The following is a 24,001-nucleotide window of genomic DNA, read 5'->3' as shown; positions in this document are numbered from 1 at the left end:
CAGCTCGACTCCGTTGCTGCGGATCTTATACGAAAACCGGAGGACGACAATACTGCCAAAACGATCATGTCTACTGCCAACCTGCTGCGGCTTCTGCTGCTCGGCGCCATCTGGGGCACGAGCTTCATGCTCATGCGCATTGCTTCTCCCGCGCTCGGGCCGATGCTGACCACCTTCTTCCGCGCCCTGCTCGCGGCGGCCGCGCTTTACCTGTTCGCCCGTGCGCGCGGCATCCGCTTCGGCTGGCGCGAGAATGCCAGGACCTATCTCGTGATCGGCCTGTTCAACACGGCGGTTCCGTTCGCCCTGTTCGCCTGGTCTGCGCTGCATATTCCCTCGTCCTACATGGCGACCATGAACTCCCTCGCGCCCATCTTCACCGGCCTGTTCGGTTTCCTGCTGCTGTCGGAGAAGCTGAGCGCATCGCGCATGATGGCCTGCGTGCTGGGCATGACGGGCGTGGCGGTGCTGGTGGGTGTCGGACCGAGCGCGGTCACGCTCGACACCGTGCTCGGTGTGCTCGCCAGCATCGGCGCCGCAGTCTGCTACGGCTATGCGGCGACCTATACCCGGATGAGGGCCTCGGCCCTGCCCTCGCTGGCGACTGCGACCGGCAGCCAGCTGGCGGCGGCGGTCGTGCTGCTGCCGCTGACGCTGCCGTCGATGCCGCTGGGCCTGGCGACGATGAACTGGAACGTGGCGCTGTCCGCGCTTTTCCTGGGCGTGGTCTGCACCGGCGTCGCCTATGCGATCTTCTTCCACCTGATCGCAGAGGAAGGCGCGAGCAAGGCGGTCACCGTGACCTTCCTGGTGCCGGCAACCGCATCGATCTGGGCCTGGCTGTTCCTGGGCGAGCCGATCACGCCCGGCACCGTGGCCGGCATCGCCGTCGTGCTGTGCGCGACCGCGCTGGCGCTCGGCCTGTTCGGCAAATGGAGGGCGGTGCTTCGAACTTGACGGCTTGAAATGACGGTATCTGGAGCGGCGGCTGCATTGCAGCTGCCGTTTTGCATTTTCCGGGCGGAAGATAAAAAATGGAGTGGAGACAAGATGTCTCCACTCCAAACCTCAGGAGACACTGAGGAGAGACTGTCGCCGCACCGCCACGAATCGGCGCGGCAAACTACTTACCAATGGTTGTCCATACAACCACGGGCAGCAATGTATCAGTCCTCAGGCCGGAGAAAATCTTGAAAGTCGCGCCATCCTGCTAAGAAGATTCAGCGCGCCGGCGCAGGCGCGCTCTCACCCTTGACGGGTTCTGCCGGCGGCGCAGCGGCTTCGTTCTGCCTGCGCTGCGCCTCGGCGGCCATCGCGAACACCGAGGAACAGGCCGCCTTCAGTTCCTGCTCGAACATCGGCGCGAACATGGTTTTTTTCTTCGACTTGGCCAGCCTCGCCGACGGCGGAAGCAGGTAGTCGCCCTTCGGGTTTTCCAGGCGGGTCCATTGCAGCGAATTGCCGGCCTTCTTGAGTTCGCCCGGCACCCGCAGCGGCGAGCGGCCGCTGACGATGGTGATGCGGGCGCCGGCATCGGTTACGTCGCCGGTCAGCGAAGGCGCGGCGCCTTCATCGATGCGCTCGGCGCCGGCAGTGGAAAACAGATGGGCGCCGCACAGCTTGCTCCCTTGCTGGTGGAGTTCCAGTACGAAACTGGAGCATTTGCCGCTGTCGCGCTGCACGTCCGGAGGACACAGCGAAGCCGTCCACACGCCGCTGAGGTCTTCTTCGGCAGCGTGAGCGCCGGGTTGCAGCGCAAGCAGGGCAAGCGATAGGAAAAGACGCTTCATCTGGATCTCCGGGAATGGATCTGTCGCATCCTACAGATGTACCAGAGCGCGGCGGTTCGCCCTTGAGAGGCCGCAATGACCGAAGGCAAGTACGCTGATGCGGCTCAGGACAGCACCAGATTGTCCTTCAGGAAATCGAACAGCAGCTTCACCCGCTGCAGATGGCGGATGTCGGGATGCGCCAGCATCCACAAGTCGGTTTCCATTTCCGGCACCGGACCTTCCAGCATGCGCACTCCCGGCTTGTCCTTGAGCAGGAACAGCGGCGCCACGCCGACGCCCATGCCCCAGACCACGCTGCCGGCGATCGACAGCACGCTGTTGCAGCGGTAGCGCGGCACGACCCTGGGCAGGCGCTGCCTGCGCCACTTGACCGAGGGATGTTCGGCCAGGGTTTCGTCGAGCGCGATCCAGTCCATCCTTTCCAGCGGCGGCAATTCATCGAAACGCTGCAGATAGCTTTCGGAAGCGAAGATGGCCGACTGCATGGTGCCGAGGCGGCTGCCGACGAGATGCTCGGGCGGCTTGCGCGTGGCGCGGATGGCGACATCCGCATCGCGCTGGCTCAGGTTGGCCAGCGTATTGGTCGCGATCAGTTCGAGGTCGATGCCGGGATAGTCGGCAGTGAAGCGCGACAGCAGCGGCAGCAGCAAGCCGTTGAGTACGGTGTCGGTGGTCGTGATGCGCAGTACGCCCGACGGCGCACCGCCGCTCTTGGACGCCGCATCGCGCGCTTCGTTGAGCTGCGACTCGATGCGTTCGGCATAGGCGGCGAGTTCGCGCGCGAGTTCTGTGGGCAGGTAGCCGTTGCGGCTGCGGTCGAAGAGCAGCTCGCCCAGATCCTTTTCCAGCCGCTTGATCGAGCGGAACACCGTCGAGGTATCCACCTTCAGCCGCTCGGCCGCGCCGCCGAGCGAGCGCCCGCGCACGAGGGCCAGCAGCAGCTCGAGGTCGGCATGGCTGAGCGGGGTTTGCATTTTTGCATAGATCGGTTTCATGAATGCCTATTTTCGTTGTAGCGGTGCACACGTACATTAACACCACCGCAACCCAACCTGAAAGGAAATTCATCATGATCGACCAACGCTACGCTCCCTATGCCGCCACCCTGCTGCGCCTCTCGCTCGGCACCATGTGGATCACCCACGCGCTGCTCAAGCTCCTGGTTTTTACCATCGCTGGCTTCGAAGGCTTTCTTTCCAGCCACGGCATGCCGGCCTTCATCGCCTGGCCGGTGGTGACCCTTGAGCTCGCCGGCGGTGCGCTGATCCTGCTCGGCTGGCACGGCCGCATCGCCTCGCTCCTGCTGCTGCCCGTCATGGCCGGTGCGATGGCCGCCCACATCGGCAACGGCTGGGTCTTCAGCAATGCCAACGGCGGCTGGGAATATCCGCTCTTCCTGATCGCGATGTCGGTCGTGCACGGCCTGCTGGGCGACGGCGCGTTCGCGATGCGTTCGGCCGCCACTGAGACGCTGCCGGCGCGCTTGAAGACCGCCTGAATCCAAGACCTGAATCCTAGCCCCTCCCAACACCAACGTCACTCCCTCGAAGGACATGCCATGAAGCTCTATTACAAGCCCGGCGTCTGCTCGCTTGCTCCGCACATCGTCCTGCGCGAAGCCGGTCTCGCCTTCAGTCTCGAAAAGGTCGATCCCGCCGCCGGCCGCACGGCAAGCGGCCAGGATTTCCTGGCGATCAATCCGAACGGCTATGTGCCGGCATTCGAAGTCGAGCCCGGCTTCGTGCTGACCGAAGGCCCGGCCATCATGCAGTACATCGCCGACCAGGCGCCCGAAGCGAAACTGGCGCCGGCCAACGGCACGGCGGAACGCTACAGGCTGCAGTCCTGGCTCAATTTCATTACCTCGGAAATCCACAAGGGCTTTTCACCGCTGCTCAAGCCGGGCACGCCGGCTGAAGCCAAGACCCAGTTCAAGGAACTGCTGGCCAGGCGCTTCGACTATGTCGCCCAGCATCTGGCCAGGCAGGATTACCTGCTCGACGGCGGCTTCTCGGTGGCCGATGCCTATCTCTTCGTCACCACGGGCTGGTCCGGCTTCGTCGGCATCGAACTCGAAAGATGGTCGGCCCTGGTCGCCTTCCGCGAGCGCATCCAGACGCGCCCGGCGGTGCAGGCCGCGATGCGGGCCGAAGGCCTGATCAAGTAATTCCACTCCGCGGGGCGGCACATGCATGTTCCGCTCCCTCTTTGACTGCAGGAGAACATGCCATGCCCTCTACCCCTACCCTCACCCTCATCAGCCACAAGCTTTGCCCCTACGTGCAGCGCGCCGTGATCGCGCTCAAGGAAAAGCAGGTCGACTACCGGCGCATCGACATCGATCTCGCCGCCAAGCCGAAATGGTTTCTCGCGCTGTCACCGCTGGGCAAGACGCCGGTGCTGCGCGTCGATCATGACGTCGTCTTCGAATCAGCGGTCATCTGCGAGTACCTGGAAGACACTGTCGGCCCCGCGCTGCACCCGGCCGATGCGCTGCAGCGCGCGAAGCATCGCGCCTGGATCGAATTCGCATCAGCCACCTTGAATGCGATCTGGAGTTTCTACACCGCCAGGGATGAATCCGCCTATGCGGCTGCGGCCGCCGTGCTGGCGGACCGTTTCCATCAACTGGAGAAGGCGCTCGGCGACGGCTCCTATTTTTCCGGCGACAGCTTCAGCCTGGTGGATGCGGCCTTCGCGCCGGTGTTCCGCTACTTCGACGTGTTCGACCCGGTCAGCGGCATCGACTTCCTTGCCGATGCGCCGAAGCTGCGCGCATGGCGGACGGCGCTGGCGCAGCGGCCTTCGGTACAGTCTGCGGTATCGGACGATTACCCGGCGCTGCTGACGGAATTCGTGATCCGCCAGAATGGCGTGCTCGGCGGCCGCCTGCTGGCGGCATCGCCGGTTCTGCCTCGCTATTCTGCCGCAGCGTGAGGATGCAGGAAGCAGCCGGCCGCATGGTCGTTGACCATGCCGGTCGCCTGCATGTAGGCATAGATGATGGTGGAGCCGACGAACTTGAAGCCGCGCTTCGACAAGTCTTTCGAGATGCGGTCCGACAGCAGCGTCTTGGCCGGGGTGTCGCCCTTGCCGGTCCACGCGTTCAGGATGGGCTTGCCGTCGACATAGGCCCAGAGATAGGGCGCGAGTCCGCCGGTTTCGTCGCGCAGCCGCAGGTAGGCGCCGGCATTGGTGATGGCGGCCGCGATCTTCAGGCGGTTGCGGATGATGCCGGGGTTGGCCATCAGCTCGGCCACCTTGGCCTCGTCATAGCGGACGATCTTTTCCGGATCCCAGCCGTCGAAGGCGATGCGGTAGTTGTCGCGCTTGTTGAGCACGGTTTCCCAGCTCAGGCCGGCCTGCGCGCCTTCCAGGTTGAGCATCTCGAACAGGCGGCGCTCGTCATGGCAGGGTACGCCCCATTCCTCGTCGTGATAGGCGAGGTAGCGGGAATTGGCCGGATTGGCCCAGAAGCAGCGTTGAATGGCTTTGGTGTCTTGAGCAGGCATGGGCGGCAGGCAGAATGGCGGAAAAGCCGATTCTACTGCGGCCTTAATGCATGCATCAACGCCGGAATTTCGTCGAGGATCTCGCGCGCCAGATAGCCGAGCGGGCCAAGGCGCTGGCACAGCCTCTCGCCGGCGCGGGCATGCAGGGCCACGCCCCAGGCGCAGGCCTGTTCCAGCGGCGCGCCTCGCGCCATCAGGCCGGTGATGATGCCGGCCAGCGTGTCGCCGGAACCGGAGGTGGCCAGCCCGACATTGCCGCCTTCATGCCGCCAGAGCCGGCCGTCGGGCGCGGCGATGTGAGTGACCGCACCCTTGAGCGCCACCACCGCATTCCAGCGCCGCGCCGCCTGCATCGCGGCATTCACCGGGTCATCCAGCACTTCCTGTTTGTCGGCACCGGTCAGGTGCGCCATCTCGCCGGCATGCGGCGTCAGCAGCACCGGCGAATCGAAGCGGCTGACTCGGGCCGGACGTTCACCGTCACCCTGCCCGCGCACCACACTCATTGCGCTTGCATCGAGCAGCATCGGCCTGCCGTCCATGTGCGGCATCAGTTCGGCGACGAAATCGCAGATCGCCTCTTCATTCTGCATGCCGGGGCCGATCAGCAATGCGCCGTAGCGGCCGATGATGCTGCCGATCCTGTCCGCCGCTGCCGCACCGGCCAGGTCGCCGTCTTCGGTTTCGGGCAGGCCGATCACGCGCGCCTCGGGCATGGCCTGCGCCAGCAGCGGCGCCACGCTTTCCGCCGTGGCGATCGCCAGCTTGCCGGCGCCGGCGCGCAGCACGCCCATGCCCGACAGGATGGCCGCGCCCGCGATCTCGCGCGAGCCGGCAATCACCAGCACCTTGCCGCGCTCTTCCTTGTCGCCTTCGGCGGCCGGCATGGGCAGCGGCCATTGCCGCAGCAGCGCATCGTCCACCAGCACGGGTTCTGCCCGCGTTGCATCTTTCATCTTGGCTCCGTCAGGATTTCGGGGCCGCCGGCACGTCCGGCTCGGCGGTGACCGGGGCGCCGGCTTCGCGCAGCGGCGCCACGAAGTTCACCAGGCTCGGCACCAGCTTGCCGTTCTTGCCGCGCGTGGGATCGAACTCATACGAGGTGACCGAGCAGTTCGGCACGTCGGCGACGCGGTCGATTTCCAGTATCTGGCTCTCGTCCATCCGCTCGAACAGATAGCGGAAGCAGTTGACGATGACCTGGTGGCCGACGATGAGGACCCGCTCGCGCCGGTATTCGCGGCTGATGGTGTCGAGCACGCTGCGCAGCCGCAGGATGACGTCGCACCAGCTTTCGCCGCCGGGCGGGCGGAAATAGAACTTGCCGACATGGGTGCGCTGCTCGTGCAGCTCCGGATACTTCTGCACGATGCCGAACTTGGTCAGGCGGTCGAGGATGCCGAATTCCTTTTCGCGCAGGCGTTCATCGGCATTGAAGGTGATGTCGTCAAGATCGATGCCCGCCGCCTGCATCGCGATCTCGGCGGTGCGGCGCGCCCGCACATAGGAAGAACACAATACGACGTTGGGCTGCTGGTCCGGCGGCAGCTGGCCGAACCAGTGGCCGAGGGCATCGGCCTGCTGTTCGCCCAGCGCCGACAGCGGCGTGTCGATGTCGCGGGTGGCGATGTCGATCAGCGGCAGGCCCGCCGCTTCGGCTTCATCGCGCGCGACGTTGCCGGCGCTTTGCCCGTGCCGCACGATCCAGATTGTCTGAGGCCATTTCTGTTCCGGCATCTTGCATTCCTTTCATTGAAGGGAATGACAACCGCCCCGGCATGAAGTTTCGCGCCGCCGCCGGCAAGAGGCGCGGCGCTGGCGCTGCATCAAGACAAGGTCAGCCGAATTTTCTGACGGCATCCAGCGCAAGCCCGGCGCCGATGCTGCCGAACAGGTCGCCTTCGACGCGCGCGGCGTTGGGCAGCAGCGCGGAAATATTCTGCCGCAGCAATTGCACGCCGCTGGAGCCGCCGGTAAAGAACACCGTGTCGATGCGGTCTGCATCAATGCCGGCATCGCGCAGCAATCCGCCGAGCGTGTTGCCGACGCTGTCGACCAGATGCGCAATCGATGCATCGAAACCGGCCCGCTGTACGACGAGATGAAGATCGGAAGCGAGGCGGTCCAGATGCAGCGAGGCGCGCTCCGCACCCGACAGGGCGATTTTTCCCTCTTCCATTTTCAGCGCCAGCCAGTGGCCGTCGCGCTGCTCGATCAGCTTCAGCAGGCGCGCCAGCTTGTCGCGCTCGCTCGCATCACGATACACCTCCTGCAGCTCGCGCCAGACTTTTTGCGTATAGGCAAAGTTGATGGTGTGCCAGGTGGCGAGGTTGAAGTAATAGCTCGACGGCACTTCGTTGCCGCTGTTCATGCGCGTGCCGAGGCCGAGCAGCGGCATCGCGGACGACAGGTTCAGGTACTTGTCGAAGTCCGTGCCGCCGACATGCACACCGGCGGTGGCGAGAATGTCATCGCGCCTGTCGCTGCTGCTGGCGCGCTGCGGCGACAGCCGTACCAGCGAAAAGTCGGAGGTGCCGCCGCCGATGTCGACGATCAGGACCAGCTCTTCCCGCGAAAGGCCGGACTCGTAATCGAAGGCGGCGGCGATCGGCTCATACTGAAAGGCAATGTCGCGGAAACCAACGCTGTGCCCGATCTCGCGCAGGGTGTCTTCCGCCAGCTGGTCGGCCTTGGCATCGTCGTCGATGAAATGCACCGGCCGGCCGAAGACGGCTTGCGTGAAATCGCGGCCGGCTGCCTGCTCGGCGCGCGATTTCAGTTCGCGCAGGAACTGCCCGAGCAGTTCGCGGAATGACAGGGCGCGGCCATGGACTTCGGTCTGGCTGTCGATCAGGCTGGTGCCGAGCAGGCTCTTGAGCGAGCGCATCAGGCGGCCTTCGTAGCCGGACAGGTAATCGGCCAGCGCGGCGCGGCCGAAGCTGACCGCATTGTCTTCCGCGTTGAAGAAAACGACAGAGGGGAGTGTGGGCTTGCCGTCTTCCAGCGCCAGCAGCGCAGGCTGGCCGGGGCGATGGAAACCGACGGTGGAGTTGGAAGTGCCGAAGTCGACACCGCAGGCATTGGTCATGGTCGGCTCCTCAAAAAAGCCGACCATCATACGCCACAATCACGGACCGGTGATGGCCGATGTCGTCACCGGCGCCGGTGCGGCAACCGTTGCCGTGGAAGCACCGATACCCTGGTCGTCGGTCCATACGACATGGTCGTCGACCGCATACAGCCGGCACGGCTGGCTGCTGTTTTTCTGGCAATCCGCCAGCGCCTGCGCCACCGGATCATCGCCGTCCTCGGCCCAGCTCCAGGCGCCGGTCGGCGACACGGCGAAGGCGCGGGGCATCGACTTGCTCAGGAAAGTCCTGTACTGCTCCCGCGCGCTGCCGCGCAGGTAGGGAATCGCATCCACATTGTCGATTGATGCATACTCGGTTTTCGGAATCCGGTATTCATCATTGATGGCATACACGGTATCGGCCGGCATGCCGACTTCGCGCAGGAACCTTTCGGTTTCCGGCCACCATATCTTCACGCCATCGCGGCTGCCGCTCATGCCGTGCGCATCGCGCTTGAACGGACCGTAGGCGACGAGTTTCGCGCGGCCGCCGGCTTGCACATAGGCATCGCGCAGGCGCGACGCCAGCGCCGGGCCGAAGTGGTTGTCGTTCTCGCCATAGAACCACAGGCTGGGCAGCGTGGTCTTCGCGCCGTAGCTGGCGAAGGCCTGCACCAGCGACTGTTCCCAGCGGCAGTCGCCGCCGTGCATCTTCAGTCCGCCGGCGAAATTGATCAGCCCCTTCACTCCCGGCGCCGCATGCGTGCCGAAGGCCAGCGTGGTCAGGCCGCCGTAGGACTGGCCTGCCACCACGATGCGTTCATTGTCGGCCCAGGCCTGCGTGCGCAGGTAGGCGAGCGTGCTGTCGAGGTCTTCCGCCTGCAGCTGGCCGTGCGCGGTCATGTTGCAGCCGGGATCGGCATAGTCGCCGCTGGACTTGGAAAAGCCCTTGCGCATCGGGATCACGACGGCATAGCCGCGCTTGACGAATTCGCGGCTGATGACCAGGAAGCGGTCGCGGTTCTGGTTGCGCGGATTGCCGAGGGCCTTGCCGTGATTCATGATCAGCAAGGGAAAGGGACCGTCGCCGACGGGCTTGAAGATGGTGGTTTCGAGTTCCACGGTCCTGCCGCTGGAAACGGCGGGCACCATGACGACTTGTTCGTTGAGGCTAGTTTCGAGAACGACTGCCTGGGCTGCGGCGGGAATGGCCACGAGGCTGGCAGCGAGAGTAAGTGCGGCGAAAACCGTGGAGCGGAATGCGGAGAAAATGCGGGTCTTCTTCGCGGCGCGCTTCTCTAATAGTAGGTCAGGCATAAATCCATACACTTCGAAGGGCAAACACACCGGCTCGTCATGCGAACCGCCGAATCCGCTGCACCTCATTGATGAGACGCAACGTTGCCCATTCTAAATACGGACTTTCCAGCCTTCAATATTCGTTTATGCAACTCCGAAACATTTTTTTACGCAAATTTTTCAAAACGATAACGATGTCCTTAGTTTGCTTATGATTGAGGCATCTCAAAAAGACAATACCGCGAGCCACAAGACTGAAAGCGATGCCGGCACAAAAACTGGCAGACGGTTCCTGCGGCGTCGCGCAACCTTTTGCGATGTCATCAGGTCAATAGCAGACACCCGTTTTTAAAAGGATGTCACCATGAAAGTTGATGTGTATAAACGCCCTGAAAAGGAAGGCAAGTTTTCTTACCTCGCCGTACCCGAAGGACGACCCATACCGGAGGAGGCCACCAACATTGATTGGGAAAGCGCCGAGACCAACGTGGATCTCGACGATGCCGGCAATGAGCCGCTGCACGGCATTTCCGCAGAAGACGCCCATCAGCAGATCAGCGCAAAGGGCTATGCCATTTCGAGTGTCAACAGGATAAGGATTGGTCCCAACGTCTAGGCCGGTTGCGCAACCGAACCTTTCCTCGCACCACGATCATCACGAATCATCAGAGCAGTCGACGTTTCATGATGGCATCATGATGCGATGTCTCTCATTGCCTGTTCTCCCTGCCTGCCATCTGCCAAGGCATCCGGGCAGGCAATAGCAGAACCGCATGCCGGCTGCGTATCGCCGGCATGCGGCATCAGCAGCAGATCCCTGCGTTTTTCTTCGGTATTTCGATATCTTCGTGATCGTCACGCGATGCCGTCATGCATTGCTCCGGCGGTCCATCCCTCCACCGGATCAAGCTGCAGCGGCAGGCCGAAATTGGGCCGCTGCGCGGCCCATGAGGCTGCAACTGCGCACAGCACCGCATCGAGCCAGTCGGCCGTGCCGTCTTCGATCAGTTCGCGCCGCAACGCCTTCTTCAACTGGATCCGTATGCCCAGCGCATGCGTGCCGTCTTCCAGCGACTGGACGATGCGTTCGCGCGCCGCGCGCCGTTCCGGCGTCTGCTTGGCGCGCTCGTCGCTCTTGTAGGAAGCGCGCGTGACCGCGCGGGCAACCAGCCCGGGATAGGCTTCCAGCGCAATGCGCTGCGGGTCGCCGGCGTGCAGGCCGAATACCGTCACGCCGGCCTCGAGCAGCCGGCGCGTGCCTTCGTGAAACATGTAGGCCACCGGCGGATTCACCCATTTCATCGAAGGGCTGGAACCGGCTGGACCGTCGGTGACGCGATGCGCGAACTTGTTGCCCACCGGGCGCGCATCGCAGAAGGCCTTGAAGGTCTCGCGCAGCTGCGCGCGTTCCAGCGTGGCGCAATGCATCACCAGCTCGGCCCAGGTCTGCGGCCAGCCGAGATGCTCGACCAGTTCGCGCGACAGTCCAAAGGGAAAGTCAAAGCCGCCGATCCACGGGCCGGGCTGCCCCAGCCACGCTTCATACGAAGCCCAGCCGGCATGGGCATCGATGCGTTCGATGCGCAGCAGATTGCCTTCCGCCTCGCCGACGGCGATCGTGATCGGTTTGGCGCGCCGCGGCACCGAGGTGAAATCCACTCCAACGATTTGCATGCCGGCCAGTTTAACGAAAAACAAGAGCGGTGAGGGTTGCATGAATTATCGGGCGGCAAAGTGACTCCAAGTCATTACCGGATACCGATGCATTGCCTTCCGGCCCAAGATCAATAACGAAGAAAGAAGCGTTGGATGCGCACACCGAGTGCATCGCCATTGTCTGCTGTCGACCGGCTGAGGAATGCCGCGGCGCTGCTTTGCATGCTTGTCCTTGCCGGCTGCGCCAGCCTTCCCGATGTCCGCTACCTGAGCAACCGCCATCTCGTCGACAAGGCCGAGCCGACCATCGTCAGCGCCAACGGCGAACTCGATGGCAAGCGCAAGCAGGCGCTGCTCGACGGCCTGGCGGCGAAGGCGGGCGACACCGATGTGCTGTCCAAGCATGTGGCGGCCGAGGAAGAGATCAGCGGACAGCCGCTGGTCGCGGGCAACAAGGTGACGCTGCTCGACGACGGACCGGAAACCATGCGTGCGATGATGAGCGCGATCCGCGCCGCGCGCGACCACGTCAATCTCGAAACCTACATCTTCGAAGCCGACGAAATCGGCCGCCAGCTCGCCGACCTGCTGATTGCCAAGCAGGCGGCCGGCGTGCGTGTCAACCTGATTTACGACAGCGTGGGCAGTCTTGATACGCCGCGCGAATTCTTCGACCGCATGCGTGCCGCCGGCATCGGTGTGCTCGAGTTCAATCCGGTCAACCCGCTCGAGGCCAAGGGCGACTGGGACATCAACCAGCGCGACCATCGCAAGCTGCTGGTGGTCGACGGCCGTATCGCCTTCACCGGGGGCGTCAACATCAGCAAGGTCTACGGCAAAAGCTCCTTCCTCCAGAGCCGGCGCAACGATCCGCCGCCCAAGGATGCGGCGGATGCCGCCTGGCGCGACACGCACATGCAGATCGAAGGCCCGGTAGTGGCCGATTTCCAGAAAATGTTTCTCGACACCTGGCAGCGCAAGACCGGACGCGCGCCGCAGGACGCGAAATATTTCCCGCCGCTCAAGACCGAGGGCAAGTCGCTGGTGCGCGCCATCGCCAGCACGCCCGACCACGCCGACTTCGCGGTGTACAAGACGTATATCTCCGCGATCGCCCATGCGGACAAGTATGTGCATCTGACCACCGCCTACTTCGTGCCGGACCGCCAGATCGTCGACGCCATGATCGATGCCGCCAGGCGCGGCGTCGATGTGCGCATCATTTTTCCGAGCTTTACCGACGTCGGCCTCCTGCTGTATGCGGGCCGCTCCTACTATGACGAACTGCTCAAGGCGGGCATCCGGGTCTACGAACGCAAGGCGGCGATGCTGCATGCGAAGACGGCTGTCATCGACGGCGTATGGTCGACCATAGGCTCGACCAATCTCGACATGCGCAGCTTCCTGCACAACGATGAAATCAATGCGGTGGTGCTGAGCGCTGAATTTGCCGACCGCATGGAAGCGCTGTTCCAGCGCGACTTGCAGGAATCCAATGAAATCACGCTGGACAACTGGCGCCAGCGCGGCCTGCGCGAACGCATGCGCGAGTTCGGCACACGCCTGCTGGAATACTGGCTTTAAGCCTGGTCCGCCTCCCTGCTTTTCATCTCACCCTCTTTTCCCGCGGTGCATTGTTTTCCGTTAATTCCGGGCCTATGCCACTTGCCGCGATGTAGCGAGTTTGAACCAAATTATTGAATCGAAATCCATCGAGCAGTTGAATCATTAAAGAAAGTGCAATATGAAAATCCCGATGGAAACTCCGGCGCGCCGTGCCTGTACGCGCGCGCTGGGAATCGTGCTGGGCGCGGCACTGCTGGGCAGCTGCGGCGGAGGCGGCGGCGAAGGAGCGACCGCGCAGTCCCTGACGCCGAATGCGGCACCTCCTGCATCTCCTGCGCCTGGCGCAGCGCTGCAGACCGCTCCGGCTTCGGTGGCCGTGCCGCTGGAAGTCCCCGCCGCCCTTGCCCAGGAACCTTTTGCCGCCGGCAAGAGCCTGGTCGTGCCGCCCGGCTTCGGCATCCGCGTCTGGGCCAGGGTGAACAAGGCCCGCTTCATGGCGCTGGCGCCGAATGGCGATGTACTGGTCTCGGTGCCGAGCGAAGGCAAGATCGTGCTGCTGCGCGAGCAGGCGAACGGCACGCCGCAGGCCTTCGACTATGCGACCGGCTTGCGCAATCCGCATGACATGGTGTTCCATACCATCGGCAACACGACTTACCTGTACGTGGCCGAGTCCAACCGCATCACCCGCTCGGTCTACCAGGCCGGGGAAACGGCGACCGGCGCGCGCGACACCGTGGTCGCCGACCTGCCCGACAGTTCGCTGGCTGAACTGGGCGGCACCTACGGTCATGAACTGAAGAACATTGCCCTGTCGCCGGATCACAAGCTCTACGTGTCGGTGGCATCGGCCTGCAATGCCTGCGCCGAAGACACGGCCAGCGATCCGGTCCGCGGCGCGATCTACCAGTATTCGGCGGACGGCGGCGAGCGTGTGCTGTATGCACGCGGCTTGCGCAATGCCGAGGGGCTCGATTTCATTCCCGGCACCAATACCCTCTGGCTCACGGTCAACAACCGCGATGAAATCAAGGTGCCGCTGGACGCCGATCTCGACGGCGACGGCAGCAGCGATCTGGGCAAGATCCTGCCCTCGTTCGTGGATGATTTTCCGCCGGAACTGTTCACGCCGGTGCGCAACGGCGGCAACTACGGCTGGCCGTTCTGCAACTCGGTGCCGAACGCCACGATGAGCAATCTCGATCTGCTGCCCGACTTCGACCTCAACCGCGACGGCGCCGCGCTCAACTGCGCGACCGTGGACCGCTCGGTAAAAGGCATACGCGCCCACTCCGCGCCGCTGGGCTTCAGCTTCCTGCAGGCGAGTGCGGTGCCTGCCGCCTATCGTTCCGGCGCCGCGGTGGCGCAGCATGGCTGCTGGAACTGCACCACCCTGCGCGCAGGCTACAAGGTGTCGTACTTCCCCTTCGACGGGGCGGGCAATGCCGGCGCCGAATTTGATCTCGTCACCGGCTTCGTAACCGATCCGGTGGCGCGCAGCGTGTGGGGCCGTCCGGTGGACGTGATTCCCGACGCGAGAGGCAACCTGCTGATCTCGGACGATTACGCCAACGCGATCTATCAGCTGTATCCGCGCTAGCAATACCGGCGAGGCGCCTTGCCGTTCTCAGGAGCGGCAAGGTGCTGTCGCGGAGCCTCGTGGAGTCAACAGGCGTCAGCAGGCTTCAGCAAGCTTCAGAAGCCGACCGTAAAGCCCACGCCGCCGAAGCGCCAGCCGTCTTCCTCATCCTCGATATCGCGCAGCTGCCGCAGCTGTTCCTCGACCAGCGGCGACTGCTGCCTGACCCGGGCCAGCGTGTCGACCTGCTCAAACGAGGGGAAGAAGTCCAGCAGCTGGCCGCGGATTTCGCCGGCCGGCGCGGCGGCGCTGTGCACATCGATGTAGAAATCGCCGTTCCACAGCGCGTCCATCTGCGCCTGGGTGAGCGCAATGTTCAGCGTCCACAGTGCCGTGCCCGGCACATTGCCGAAGCCGAACGCCGGCGGAACGACAGTGCCGACGCGGCCGATGTGCAGGTGCACGTCGGTGGCCGCCACGCCGGACACGACCACCGTGGCCAGCAGCGTCATGCTGTTCGTGTCGACCGTCGCCACCGCATCGGCGAAGCCGTTGCTGGCCACCGCGGGCACCACCTCGCGCCCGGTCAGCACGCTGCTGAATGCGACATACGGACTGTCATGACCTCCCCCGCAGGCGGCAAGCAGCAGGGAGAGGAAGCCGATGTAAAAAATGCGCAAGGACCAGTTTTTCACAGCCGTCTCCTGACAGGTTGATCATCGTTTTCGCTTTCTCCCTGCTCGGCAGAGCCGGCTCCATGCCCGCTGCTGCTGACGTCATTGTTGTGATCCATTGCCATGCACGGACCATGCCTGCATGCGGCGTCTCCTGCATCAAGCGGGCGGCTGCTGCGACCGCGCCGCCTTCCAGTCCGCCACCACCTCCTGCGCGATGCGGAAGGCATCCACCGCCAGCGGCGCGCCGCAGTAGACGGCGGCATGCAGCAGCACCTCGCGCAGCTCGTCGGGCGTGGCGCCGTTGTTCAAGGCGCCGCGCAGGTGTCCTTTCAATTCATGCGCGCGGCCGAGCGCGGTGAGCATCGATACCGTGACCAGGCTGCGGGTCTTCATGTCGAGTCCGTCACGGCACCAGACCGTGCCCCAGGCGTTGCGTGTGATGAAGTCCTGCAGCGGCATGGTGAATTCGTCGGCATTGGCGAAAGCGCGTTCGACATAGTCTTCGCCCATCGTCTGCTTGCGCTTCTGCAAGCCGTCCTCGTATTGCCGGTCGTGCTGCTTGCCATGCTGCTTGTCGTGCTGTTCCATGCCGTGTCTCCGTGCGGTTGAAAGCGCAGATTATAAGAGGCAGCATTTCCTCTCCCTGCGTCATTCGGTATTGTCCGGCGCGGCCGTTTCATGCCGGGTCTGATAGGCATGGGCGCGCTGTCGCCTTGCCCATTCCTGGTCGGCTTCGCTGGGCATGACGACCGGCACCTGCAGGCAGACGCTCTGTGTCGGCAGCACCTGGCACCAGTCGTGGATCAGCTTGGCATAGGCCACGCCCACCGGGCGGATGTTGCGGTCGAGGTCGTACAGGCCGAGCGCATTCGGATTCCCGTTGTTCTCGCGCAGCGCAGTGTCCCAGTCGACCTGGTCGGTCAGCGAATACCAGGTGAAGCCGACGATGGGCACGCCGTCGTTGCGCACCCGCAAGACGTTCGCCCACTGCTTGCGCAGCCAGAAGACTGCTTCGTCACCCCTCGGTCCCTGCACCAGGTTGGTCTCGGTATGCATGACCGGCAGCCGGTAGCGGTCGTAATACTGGTTGGTGATCACCGAATAGCCGAATATCTCGCCCGACGCCTGCATGCTGCCGTCTTCCGACACCAGGTGCTCATTGGTCATGTAATAGTCATTGCCCATGATGCAGTGGTGCTTGAGATTGTTGCGCATGAAGAAGCGGTACTCTTCGCGCGTCAGGCCGTTGTCCATCAGGTATTCGTACATCTCGGAATCGACGCGGCGGCCGTAGTTGAGGTCCAGCGACAGGAAGCGGCGCGCATTGGCCAGTTCCGCCGGCCGGATCGCGCGCGGATTCTCCGCATGGAAGTATTCCGAGGATTCGCTCTGCACGAACAGCGCGTCGGGCCTGACCTTGAGGATGGCATTCATCGCCAGCACATTGGCCTTGACCAGATGCTTGAGCGCGGTGACGAACGCGCGGTCGCTGGTATGCTGTTCGTTCCACCAGCCGTACAGTGCGGAAAACACCGCGCAGATGAACATTTCGTTGACCGGCGTGTACAGCTGCACCCAGGGAAAGCGCTGGGCGAAGGCCTGCGCATAGGCGGCGAAGATGTCCGGGAAGTCGGGATTCTGGAAATTGCCTATCCAGTCCGGCACGCCGAAGTGGCACAGGTCGACGATGGGAATGAGATCGCGCTCCTTGAGATCGCGGAAAGTTTCATCGGCGAACGACCAGTCGTAGCGGCCGGCACCCAGCAGCGAGGAATGCAGCGGCGGGCCGTAGCGCAGGAAATGGATGCCGAGCTCCTGCACCAGTCCGAAATCGGTACGCCAATGATGGTAATGGCCGCACTTGTCCATTTCATCCATGCGCGTGCGCCCGCCGTTGATCGTGGGCGCGCTGTTTTCGATTCCCGTGGCGAAGATGAATCCGGGTGACATCATGCCTCCTTCCCAATGGCAGGTAGACCCCGCCCGGCGCTTCGAAGTTTCGGAAGGGAATGCGCGCCGGCTTAGCGGACGGCGCCGGCACGCGCCGCGGACAGGAAGCAGGCCAGCGACAGGACCGAGACCGCCAGCAGGATGCCGAGCAGCCATTCCGGCGCCGGATCATAGGCCACCAGGGAGGCCGCCGCCAGCGGCCCGGCCGCCTTGGAGATGAGGGAAGGCCCGGCCAGCGCGCCCGAGATGGCGCCGTAGTTTTCCTTGCCGAACAGGGCCAGCGGCACGATGCCGCGCACGATGGTCAGCACGCCGTTGCTCATGCCGTACAGCATGCAGAAGACGGCGACGGCCACAGGATGCGCACCCAGCAGCAGCAGCGCCAGCAAGGCGGGCGGCAGCACCGCGAAGGTGACGATGCCGACGGTCTGCGGGCGCACCTTGCCGGCGAAAGCCATTTCGGCGATGCGGCCCGCCACCTGCATCGGGCCGATCAATGCCGCCACCATCACGGTGGTGCCGGCGGAATGGCCGAAGCGCTGCAGCAGCGGAATCAGGTGGATCGACAGCGCGGAAAAGATGAAGAGGTTGGCCGAGAAGGCCAGCGCCAGTTTCCAGAACACCGGTTCGCGCAAGGCTTCCGCGAGCGTGAAGCTGGGCGAATGCGGCTCGTTTTCCTGCCCGTGCTCCGGGCGCATTGCATCCAGGTGAACAGTCTCTCTTTTCCCTTTTCTGGCTTGCGCGAGCAAGGCATGCATGGGCATGCACAGCAGCAGGTGGATTGCCGCATAGAACAGCAGCGTGTCGCGCCAGCCGAATGCGGTATTGAGCTTGAGCGTCAGCGGCCAGAATACCGTGCTCGCCAGGCCGCCGAACAGGGTCAGCACCGAGATGCCCTTGCGCGCGCCGCGCAGGAATTCGCGGTTGATGGTGGCGAAGGCGGCTTCGTAGAGGGTCATCGCCATGGCGATGCCGGTGACGGTCCAGGCGCCGACATACATTGCCGCAGAATTGCTGCAGGCGATGCCTGCCATGCCGATGCCCGCCAGCACCGATCCGACGGCCATCACGGCGCGGCCGCCGTAACGGTCGATCAGCATGCCTGCCGGCGTGGCGGCCAGGCCCGCGACCAGCAGGCTCCAGGAAAAGGCGCCGAACAGGACGGAGGTGGGCAGGCCGAGATCGCGCTCGATGTCATGGGCGATGACCGCGAATGCGTAGTACAGCGACCCCCAGGACACGATCTGGGTAAAGGCGAGCAGGTAGACGATCTTCCAGGGATCGCTGCTGTGCAGGTCGACGGTCGATTTCGGCATTACCGCAGTGTAATCCTTCGGCGCCGGCCTTGCTCGGGCAGCCGCCGGCATCCGCAAATTACCGCAGTACCCTGCCCGCAGCCTTCAGCAGCGCCTCCGACAGAAGCTCCATGCGCGGCGACTGCACCTTCCAGGTATGCCAGAACAGGCGCACGTCGGTCGGCCGGTGCGGCGCGATGTCGACCAGCGTCCCTTGCCGCTGCAGCGCCGCCATCTGCACTTCGGGCAGCATGCCCCAGCCCAGCCCCAGTTCTATCGCCCGCATGAAGGCTTCGGAAGCCGGCACGAAATGGCTGGCATAACTTCCCGGCATGAGACCGTAATGCCGCTGCAGGAAGTCGGCCTGCAGCTTGTCCTTGCGGTTGAATTCCACCACCGGCGCCTGCTGCACCGCGGCCCGCGTCATGCCCTTGGCGAACCACCTGTCGCGAAACGCCGGCGCCGCCATGCAGCGGTAGCGCATGCTGCCCAAGGGCTGCGCCTGGCAGCCGCGCATCGGCTTGGCTTCGGTGGAGACGCACCCCAGCGCCAGCCCGGCCTCCAGCAGCGCATAGGTATGGTCCTGATCGTCCACCGTCAGGTCGAGCAGGATGCGCTCTTCGATAATGAAACCGGCAAGCGCCGGCAGCAGCCAGCTGGCCAGCGTGTCGGCATTGACGGCAATGGTGACGGCCAGCGGATCGGAGCCGCCGGCGAAATCGGCGCGCAGGTCTTCCTCCAGCGATTTCACCCGGCGCAGGTATTGCAGCAGCCGCTGTCCGGCAGGCGTGGTGCGGCATGGCCGGGTGCGCACCACCAGCGGCGTTCCGAGCGCTGTTTCCAGCGCACGCACGCGCTGCGATACGGCCGAGGCTGTCAGATGCAGCTCGGTGGCCGCCCGTTCAAAACTTCCTGTGTCGATGACGGCAAGCAGGGCCTGGGTCTGGCGGGGATCGAGCTGCATGGCAGATGAAGCGAAATTTAGGAAAGCTTAATTGTATTAAGTTTTGTTCAGCTTTCGGCTTTCCCGGGCAACAATTGCGGCCATCGCATTTCGCAAACCAAATGGCAAGGAAAGAACCGGCATGCTCGCTTACTACCTGAAGGGACTCGGCCTCGGCGCCGGACTGATCGTTGCGATCGGATCGCAGAATGCGCATGTGCTGCGCATGGGGCTGCAGCGCCAACATGTCGGCCTGACGGTACTGGTGTGCATCGTCTGCGAGACGCTGCTGATCAGCGCCGGCATCGCGGGCATCGGCACGCTGATCGAGCGCTCGCCGCTGCTGCTGAATGCGGCGCGCTGGGGCGGCGCCCTCTTTCTCGCCTGGTATGGACTGCGCGCCTGGAAGGCTGCCTTCGGCGCGGGCAGCCTGCAGGCATCGTCAGGCGCGCGCCTCACCGTGCGCCAGGCCCTGCTGACGGTGCTGGCGGTGACATGGCTCAATCCGCATGTCTATCTCGATACGGTGGTGCTGCTGGGCGCAGTGGGCGGCCAGCAGGGACCGGACGGCAAATGGTGGTTCGCGCTCGGCGCGGTCAGCGCGGCCTGCGCCTGGTTCAGCCTGATCGGCTTCGGCGCGCGCCTGCTGTCGCCGTGGTTCGCGCGGCCGGCCGCATGGCAGCTGCTCGACGGCATGATCGGCACGGTCATGCTGGTATTGGCGCTGACCCTGGCGGTGCAGGCGGCTTGAGCAAACCATGCCGGGGCTTTCGCCCGTTGCGGCTCAATGCTTGATGAAAAGGCCGCCGTGCACGGCCGTCAGGATCGCGTCGACCGCCGGATGCTGGATCTTGCGCTCGTTCGAAATCGCATAGAACTGTTCCCTCAGCTGCGTCAGCTCGCCGACCGGCACCGCGCCCAGTTCCTCGCGCACGTCGTCGGCCAGCGCGGACGGCGCCGGAAACAATCCATGGCCGTGGCGGGCGAAGGTGTTCAGCAAGGCGTTGTCATCGAATTCCGCAACGATGTCGGGACGCACGTCATGCGATTCGAACCAGTGATCGAAGCGGCCGCGGATCGCATGATTGCGCGTGGGCAGCAGCATCGGCGCGCCATGCAGGCTCTTGGGAAAGTCGGCGCGATATTTATCGGCCACATCGGGCAGGCCGAACAGCATCAGTTCGCTCTCGCCGATCAGATGGCTGAACACCCGCAGCGTGGTGCCCGAAGGCACCGGCCGGTCGGTCAGGATCACGTCGAGCTTGTGCACCGACAGGTCGCCGAGCAGCGATTCGAAATCGTCCTCGTGGCAGACCAGCTTCACCTTCTGCGGCAGCTTCAGCGCCGCTTCCAGCAGCCGCGAGGCAATCAGTTTCGGCAGGGAATCGGAAAGCCCGACAGTCAGGCGCATGGTCTGGCCGATGTCGGATTCGGTCAGCACTTCCTGCATTTCCTCCCCGAGCATGAAGATCTGGTCCGCGTAGCGCAAGGCTACCCGGCCGGCTTCGGTCAGCACCAGCCGCCGTCCCTGCGGCGCCAGCAGTGCCTTGCCGATCGACTGTTCCAGCAGCGCAAGCTGGGCGCTGATGGTCTGGATGGCAACATCGAGCCGTTCCGCGGCGCGCGTCACGCTGCCTTCCTTGGCGACCACCCAGAAGTAATAGAGGTGACGAAAATTGATCCCAGTATTTTTCATATTCCGTTTTCCCGAAGCGACGTTTCTTTTATCTTCGCTTTTTATCACAGATGGGAGCTTTTAACATCTCCTTTGTCTTCGGCAGGGATCGGCCGTGCCTGATTGACAATGACTTCCCGTCTTGTCTGTCAGGTCTGCGCCGCTCCCCGCCGCCTCCGAGTCTGTTTGAACTGTCCTGAAAGGATTGCATCATGAATGACCGCTTCAACTCGCTGCGCCGTCCGGCGCCTGCTGCCTATGCCGCAACCAGCGTGATGGATGTGGCATCCCACAAAGTCTTGCGCAACACCTACATGCTGCTGGCCATGACGCTGGCCTTCAGCGCGCTGGCCGCCGGCATCTCTGTTGCCCTGCGCCTGCCGCATCCGGGCATTCTCATCACGATGGTCGGTTATTTCGGCCTGCTGTTCCTGGTCAACAAGTACCGCGACCGCGGCCTCGGCGTGGCGCTGGTGTTCGCGCTGACCGGCTTCATGGGTTATACGCTCGGCCCCGTGCTGACGCACTACCTGAACATGCCCAACGGTACGCAGACCGTCATGCTGGCCATGGGCGGCACTGCGGCGGCTTTCGTCGGTTTGTCCGCCTATGCGCTCGTGACCAAGCGCGACCTGTCCTTCATGGGCGGCTTCCTGATGGTGGGCATCATCGTGGCCTTCCTCGCCAGCCTGGCTGCGGTTTTCCTGCAGATCCCGGCACTGTCGCTGACGGTGTCGGCGGTGGTCGTGCTGCTGATGTCGGGCATGATCCTGTACGAAACCAACCAGATCGTGCGCGGCGGTGAAACCAACTATGTGATGGCGACGCTGAGCCTTTTCGTTTCCATCTTCAACCTGTTCACCAGCCTGCTGCACCTGCTGGGCTTCAGCAGCAACGATTAAGCAGCGATTGAGGCATGACAGGGAACGGGTCCACCTTGCCGTGGATCGAACGAGGGCGCGTCCTTCCCGTACAGGCACAGGGCGCGCCTTCCGTTATTGCCGATAAGAATAATCACCAACCAAGGAAATTACATGATTGAACTACTCTCCGACCCGGCAATATGGATGGCCTTTCTGACGCTGACGGCGCTGGAACTGGTGCTGGGCATCGACAACATCATCTTCATCTCCATTCTGGTCGACAAGCTTCCCAAGGAAAAGCAGGAATTCACCCGCCGCCTCGGGCTTTTCCTTGCGATGTTCATGCGTATCGGCCTGCTGCTGACACTGTCGTGGATCGTCGGCATGACGGAGCCGCTGTTCTCGATCTTCGGCTACGGCTTCTCGGGACGCGACCTGGTGCTCTTGGCCGGCGGCCTGTTCCTGCTGTACAAGAGCGTGGGCGAAATCCATGAATCCCTGGAAGGCGCAGAAAGCGGCGGCGCAGGCGGCGTGGTGAAGAGCACCTTTGCCGGCATCGTGCTGCAGATCATGGTGATCGACCTGGTGTTCTCGCTGGACTCCATCATCACCGCCGTCGGCATGGTGGACGAGATTGCCGTGATGGTAGCCGCGGTCGTCGTGTCGGTCGGCCTGATGATGTTCTTCGCCGGTCCGATCGGCCGCTTCGTGTCCGCACATCCGACGATCAAGATGCTGGCGCTGTCCTTCCTGGTCGTGGTCGCCGTGGTGCTGATCGCCGAAGGCTTCGGTCATCATGTGCCGAAGGGTTACATCTACAGCGCGATGGCCTTCTCGCTGGTAGTGGAAATGCTCAACATCCGCCTGCGCCGCCACTCCACGCGGGCTGAACTGGACGCGACCCGCTATGTGCCCGACGAGGCAAGCAAGTCTCACTAACCAACCCGCTCGTCAACCTGGGTAAGCAGCCGGCAACGGCTGCAGTGTTGGCCGGCAGAGGAACTTCGGTTCCCTGCCGGCTTTTTTTCGCTTTTTTCATCCCGCCGCCCATTACCTCGCACGTAATCGACCCGATGCCGTACGCCTTGCAGAATGCCGTTCATGAAGGAATGGCGGCTGGCGGGTACACTGCCGGCACATCGGCGCAAAGAAAAAGGAGGCAGGATGAGCGCAACAGTCCAGGCAAGCACCGCGACGCACAGGCCGGCGGCCGCGTCGTCCTCGCATGAGCGCTATTTCCACGACTTCGCTTCGGCGCTGCGCTACTGGCGCGAGAAGCGCGGCCTGACGCAGCTCAAGCTGTCGACCGAGAGCGGCATTTCGCAGCGGCACATCAGCTTCCTCGAAAGCGGCCGCTCCCAGCCGAGCAGGGAAATGATCCTCAAGCTCGGCATGGCGCTCGACGTGCCGCTGCGCCAGCGCAACGTGATGCTGCTCGCCGCCGGCTTCGCGCCTGCCTATCAGGAGCGCAGCCTGTCCGACCCCGAACTGCGTTCGGTCAAGCAGGCGCTGGACTTCATGCTGCGGCAGCAGGCGCCCTATCCGGCGCTGGTGGTGGACAGGCTGTGGAATCTTGTGATGCCCAACGAGCCTGCGGCGCGCATGATGAAATGGCTGCTCGGCATGCCCGAGCAGGCGCCGATTCCGCGCGACGGGCAGATCAATGTCGCCCGCCTGATGCTCGATCCGGCGGGACTGCGGCCGTTCATTCCGAACTGGCAGGATGTGTGCGGCGACATGCTGCACTGGATACAGCGCGAGGCCATGAGCGACGGCCCCGGCAGCGAAGCGACGCGCCTGCTCGACGAGCTCGCCGCCTTCGACGGCATCGCCGGCGCCATGCGCGCGCCCAATCTCGATTCCCGCAGCCTGCCCTTCCTGCCAGTCATCCTGAAGAAGGATAACGTGTCGCTCAATCTGTTCACAACCATCGCCACGCTCGGCACGCCGCATGACGTCACCGTGCATGAACTACGGGTGGAATCCTTTTTCCCGGCCGATGAAGCCACCGCGAACTGGTTCAAGGCCATGGCGGAGCAGGGCCGTCCGCCGGGGACCTGAGCCTCCGGGATGATGGAAAACGCAAGAGCTTGCCGCGCTTGAAAAGCCGGTAATATCTTGCA

Annotated in this window: 25 protein-coding genes; 11 read left to right on the top strand and 14 right to left on the bottom strand. The window is 63.7% G+C overall.

The features are described from left to right. Positions 1-66: 66 nt before the first annotated feature. Positions 67-957 carry a DMT family transporter gene (locus IGW03_RS12850; RefSeq protein ID WP_194722958.1) on the top strand — a complete coding sequence of 297 codons (891 nt, stop codon included), beginning with the start codon at positions 67-69 and terminating at the stop codon, positions 955-957. Between the two features lie 263 nt (positions 958-1,220). Here IGW03_RS12850 and IGW03_RS12845 read toward each other — a convergent pair whose 3' ends face one another. Both IGW03_RS12845 and IGW03_RS12840 read right to left on the bottom strand, forming a co-directional pair. Then, positions 1,221-1,790 (bottom strand): hypothetical protein, encoded by a 570-nt coding sequence (locus tag IGW03_RS12845; protein WP_194722957.1) that lies wholly within the window; start codon positions 1,788-1,790, stop codon positions 1,221-1,223. Positions 1,791-1,894: 104 nt separating this feature from the next. Then, the gene (locus IGW03_RS12840) at positions 1,895-2,788 is read right to left on the bottom strand and encodes a LysR family transcriptional regulator (protein WP_194722956.1); all 894 of its coding nucleotides are present in this window, start codon (positions 2,786-2,788) and stop codon (positions 1,895-1,897) included. Positions 2,789-2,862: 74 nt separating this feature from the next. On the opposite strand from IGW03_RS12840, the gene IGW03_RS12835 reads away from it, so the two are divergent. The 3 genes from IGW03_RS12835 (at position 2,863) to IGW03_RS12825 (ending at position 4,730) form a co-directional block, all read left to right on the top strand. Beyond that, positions 2,863-3,291, top strand: a complete 429-nt coding sequence (locus IGW03_RS12835) for a DoxX family protein (RefSeq protein WP_194722955.1) — start codon at positions 2,863-2,865, stop codon at positions 3,289-3,291. 60 nt (positions 3,292-3,351) lie between these two features. Continuing rightward, positions 3,352-3,960 (top strand): glutathione transferase GstA, encoded by a 609-nt coding sequence (gene gstA / locus IGW03_RS12830; protein WP_194722954.1) that lies wholly within the window; start codon positions 3,352-3,354, stop codon positions 3,958-3,960. A 62-nt stretch (positions 3,961-4,022) separates the two neighbouring features. Then, positions 4,023-4,730 carry a glutathione S-transferase family protein gene (locus tag IGW03_RS12825; RefSeq protein ID WP_194722953.1) on the top strand — a complete coding sequence of 236 codons (708 nt, stop codon included), beginning with the start codon at positions 4,023-4,025 and terminating at the stop codon, positions 4,728-4,730. Here IGW03_RS12825 and IGW03_RS12820 read toward each other — a convergent pair. From IGW03_RS12820 to IGW03_RS12800, 5 genes are all read right to left on the bottom strand, one after another. Then, on the bottom strand, positions 4,712-5,305 hold the full coding sequence (locus IGW03_RS12820) for a DNA-3-methyladenine glycosylase I (protein ID WP_194722952.1): 594 nt from the start codon (positions 5,303-5,305) through the stop codon (positions 4,712-4,714). The genes IGW03_RS12825 and IGW03_RS12820 overlap by 19 nt on opposite strands. A 32-nt stretch (positions 5,306-5,337) precedes the next feature. Continuing rightward, complete coding sequence (locus IGW03_RS12815; RefSeq protein WP_194722951.1) at positions 5,338-6,261, bottom strand: NAD(P)H-hydrate dehydratase; 924 nt, start codon at positions 6,259-6,261, stop codon at positions 5,338-5,340. 10 nt (positions 6,262-6,271) lie between these two features. After that, positions 6,272-7,042: a histidine phosphatase family protein gene (locus IGW03_RS12810; protein ID WP_194722950.1), complete on the bottom strand. Its 771-nt coding sequence runs from the start codon at positions 7,040-7,042 to the stop codon at positions 6,272-6,274. A 100-nt stretch (positions 7,043-7,142) separates the two neighbouring features. Continuing rightward, complete coding sequence (locus IGW03_RS12805; protein ID WP_194722949.1) at positions 7,143-8,393, bottom strand: Hsp70 family protein; 1,251 nt, start codon at positions 8,391-8,393, stop codon at positions 7,143-7,145. Positions 8,394-8,432: 39 nt separating this feature from the next. After that, the gene (locus IGW03_RS12800; RefSeq protein ID WP_194722948.1) at positions 8,433-9,692 is read right to left on the bottom strand and encodes a dienelactone hydrolase family protein; all 1,260 of its coding nucleotides are present in this window, start codon (positions 9,690-9,692) and stop codon (positions 8,433-8,435) included. A gap of 346 nt (positions 9,693-10,038) precedes the next feature. Here IGW03_RS12800 and IGW03_RS12795 point away from each other — a divergent pair, with 346 nt between their 5' ends. Continuing rightward, on the top strand, positions 10,039-10,290 hold the full coding sequence (locus tag IGW03_RS12795; protein ID WP_194722947.1) for a DUF6139 family protein: 252 nt from the start codon (positions 10,039-10,041) through the stop codon (positions 10,288-10,290). A 239-nt stretch (positions 10,291-10,529) separates the two neighbouring features. Here IGW03_RS12795 and IGW03_RS12790 read toward each other — a convergent pair whose 3' ends face one another. Beyond that, complete coding sequence (locus IGW03_RS12790) at positions 10,530-11,390, bottom strand: DUF429 domain-containing protein (RefSeq protein ID WP_228535437.1); 861 nt, start codon at positions 11,388-11,390, stop codon at positions 10,530-10,532. A 93-nt stretch (positions 11,391-11,483) separates the two neighbouring features. Here IGW03_RS12790 and cls point away from each other — a divergent pair, with 93 nt between their 5' ends. Together cls and IGW03_RS12780 are read left to right on the top strand one after the other, a co-directional pair. Next, positions 11,484-12,914 (top strand): cardiolipin synthase, encoded by a 1,431-nt coding sequence (cls, locus tag IGW03_RS12785; protein ID WP_194722946.1) that lies wholly within the window; start codon positions 11,484-11,486, stop codon positions 12,912-12,914. A 160-nt stretch (positions 12,915-13,074) separates the two neighbouring features. After that, positions 13,075-14,496, top strand: coding sequence for a PQQ-dependent sugar dehydrogenase (locus IGW03_RS12780; protein WP_194722945.1), 1,422 nt, complete (start codon positions 13,075-13,077; stop codon positions 14,494-14,496). A 95-nt stretch (positions 14,497-14,591) separates the two neighbouring features. Here the strand turns inward: IGW03_RS12780 and IGW03_RS12775 are convergent, their stop codons facing one another. The 5 genes from IGW03_RS12775 to IGW03_RS12755 form a co-directional block, all read right to left on the bottom strand. Then, the gene (locus tag IGW03_RS12775) at positions 14,592-15,170 is read right to left on the bottom strand and encodes a CHRD domain-containing protein (RefSeq protein WP_194722944.1); all 579 of its coding nucleotides are present in this window, start codon (positions 15,168-15,170) and stop codon (positions 14,592-14,594) included. A 138-nt stretch (positions 15,171-15,308) separates the two neighbouring features. Beyond that, positions 15,309-15,740 (bottom strand): carboxymuconolactone decarboxylase family protein, encoded by a 432-nt coding sequence (locus IGW03_RS12770; RefSeq protein ID WP_194722943.1) that lies wholly within the window; start codon positions 15,738-15,740, stop codon positions 15,309-15,311. Between the two features lie 60 nt (positions 15,741-15,800). After that, positions 15,801-17,105, bottom strand: a complete 1,305-nt coding sequence (locus IGW03_RS12765) for a family 1 glycosylhydrolase (RefSeq protein ID WP_228535435.1) — start codon at positions 17,103-17,105, stop codon at positions 15,801-15,803. A 68-nt stretch (positions 17,106-17,173) separates the two neighbouring features. Then, positions 17,174-18,418, bottom strand: a complete 1,245-nt coding sequence (locus IGW03_RS12760; RefSeq protein ID WP_194722942.1) for an MFS transporter — start codon at positions 18,416-18,418, stop codon at positions 17,174-17,176. A 58-nt stretch (positions 18,419-18,476) separates the two neighbouring features. Continuing rightward, a complete protein-coding gene (locus IGW03_RS12755; RefSeq protein ID WP_194722941.1) occupies positions 18,477-19,361 on the bottom strand; it encodes a LysR family transcriptional regulator ArgP in 885 nt (294 codons plus the stop codon). 121 nt (positions 19,362-19,482) lie between these two features. Here IGW03_RS12755 and IGW03_RS12750 point away from each other — a divergent pair, with 121 nt between their 5' ends. After that, complete coding sequence (locus IGW03_RS12750; RefSeq protein ID WP_194722940.1) at positions 19,483-20,091, top strand: LysE/ArgO family amino acid transporter; 609 nt, start codon at positions 19,483-19,485, stop codon at positions 20,089-20,091. A 33-nt stretch (positions 20,092-20,124) separates the two neighbouring features. On the opposite strand, the gene nhaR is transcribed toward IGW03_RS12750, so the two are convergent. Further along, on the bottom strand, positions 20,125-21,036 hold the full coding sequence (gene nhaR, locus IGW03_RS12745) for a transcriptional activator NhaR (protein WP_194722939.1): 912 nt from the start codon (positions 21,034-21,036) through the stop codon (positions 20,125-20,127). 191 nt (positions 21,037-21,227) lie between these two features. Here nhaR and IGW03_RS12740 point away from each other — a divergent pair, with 191 nt between their 5' ends. The 3 genes from IGW03_RS12740 to IGW03_RS12730 all read left to right on the top strand — a co-directional run bounded on the left by IGW03_RS12740 (position 21,228) and on the right by IGW03_RS12730 (position 23,939). Next, complete coding sequence (locus tag IGW03_RS12740; protein ID WP_194722938.1) at positions 21,228-21,917, top strand: Bax inhibitor-1/YccA family protein; 690 nt, start codon at positions 21,228-21,230, stop codon at positions 21,915-21,917. Positions 21,918-22,049: 132 nt separating this feature from the next. Next, positions 22,050-22,817 carry a TerC family protein gene (locus tag IGW03_RS12735; RefSeq protein ID WP_194722937.1) on the top strand — a complete coding sequence of 256 codons (768 nt, stop codon included), beginning with the start codon at positions 22,050-22,052 and terminating at the stop codon, positions 22,815-22,817. 225 nt (positions 22,818-23,042) lie between these two features. Continuing rightward, positions 23,043-23,939, top strand: a complete 897-nt coding sequence (locus IGW03_RS12730) for a helix-turn-helix domain-containing protein (protein WP_194722936.1) — start codon at positions 23,043-23,045, stop codon at positions 23,937-23,939. Positions 23,940-24,001: the final 62 nt, after the last annotated feature.

Origin of the sequence: Noviherbaspirillum malthae, from assembly GCF_015352985.1 — a bacterium.
Taxonomy (GTDB): domain Bacteria; phylum Pseudomonadota; class Gammaproteobacteria; order Burkholderiales; family Burkholderiaceae_D; genus Noviherbaspirillum; species Noviherbaspirillum malthae.
The sequence above is the reverse complement of the archived record's forward strand: the minus strand, read 5'-3'. Positions and strand labels throughout refer to the sequence as shown.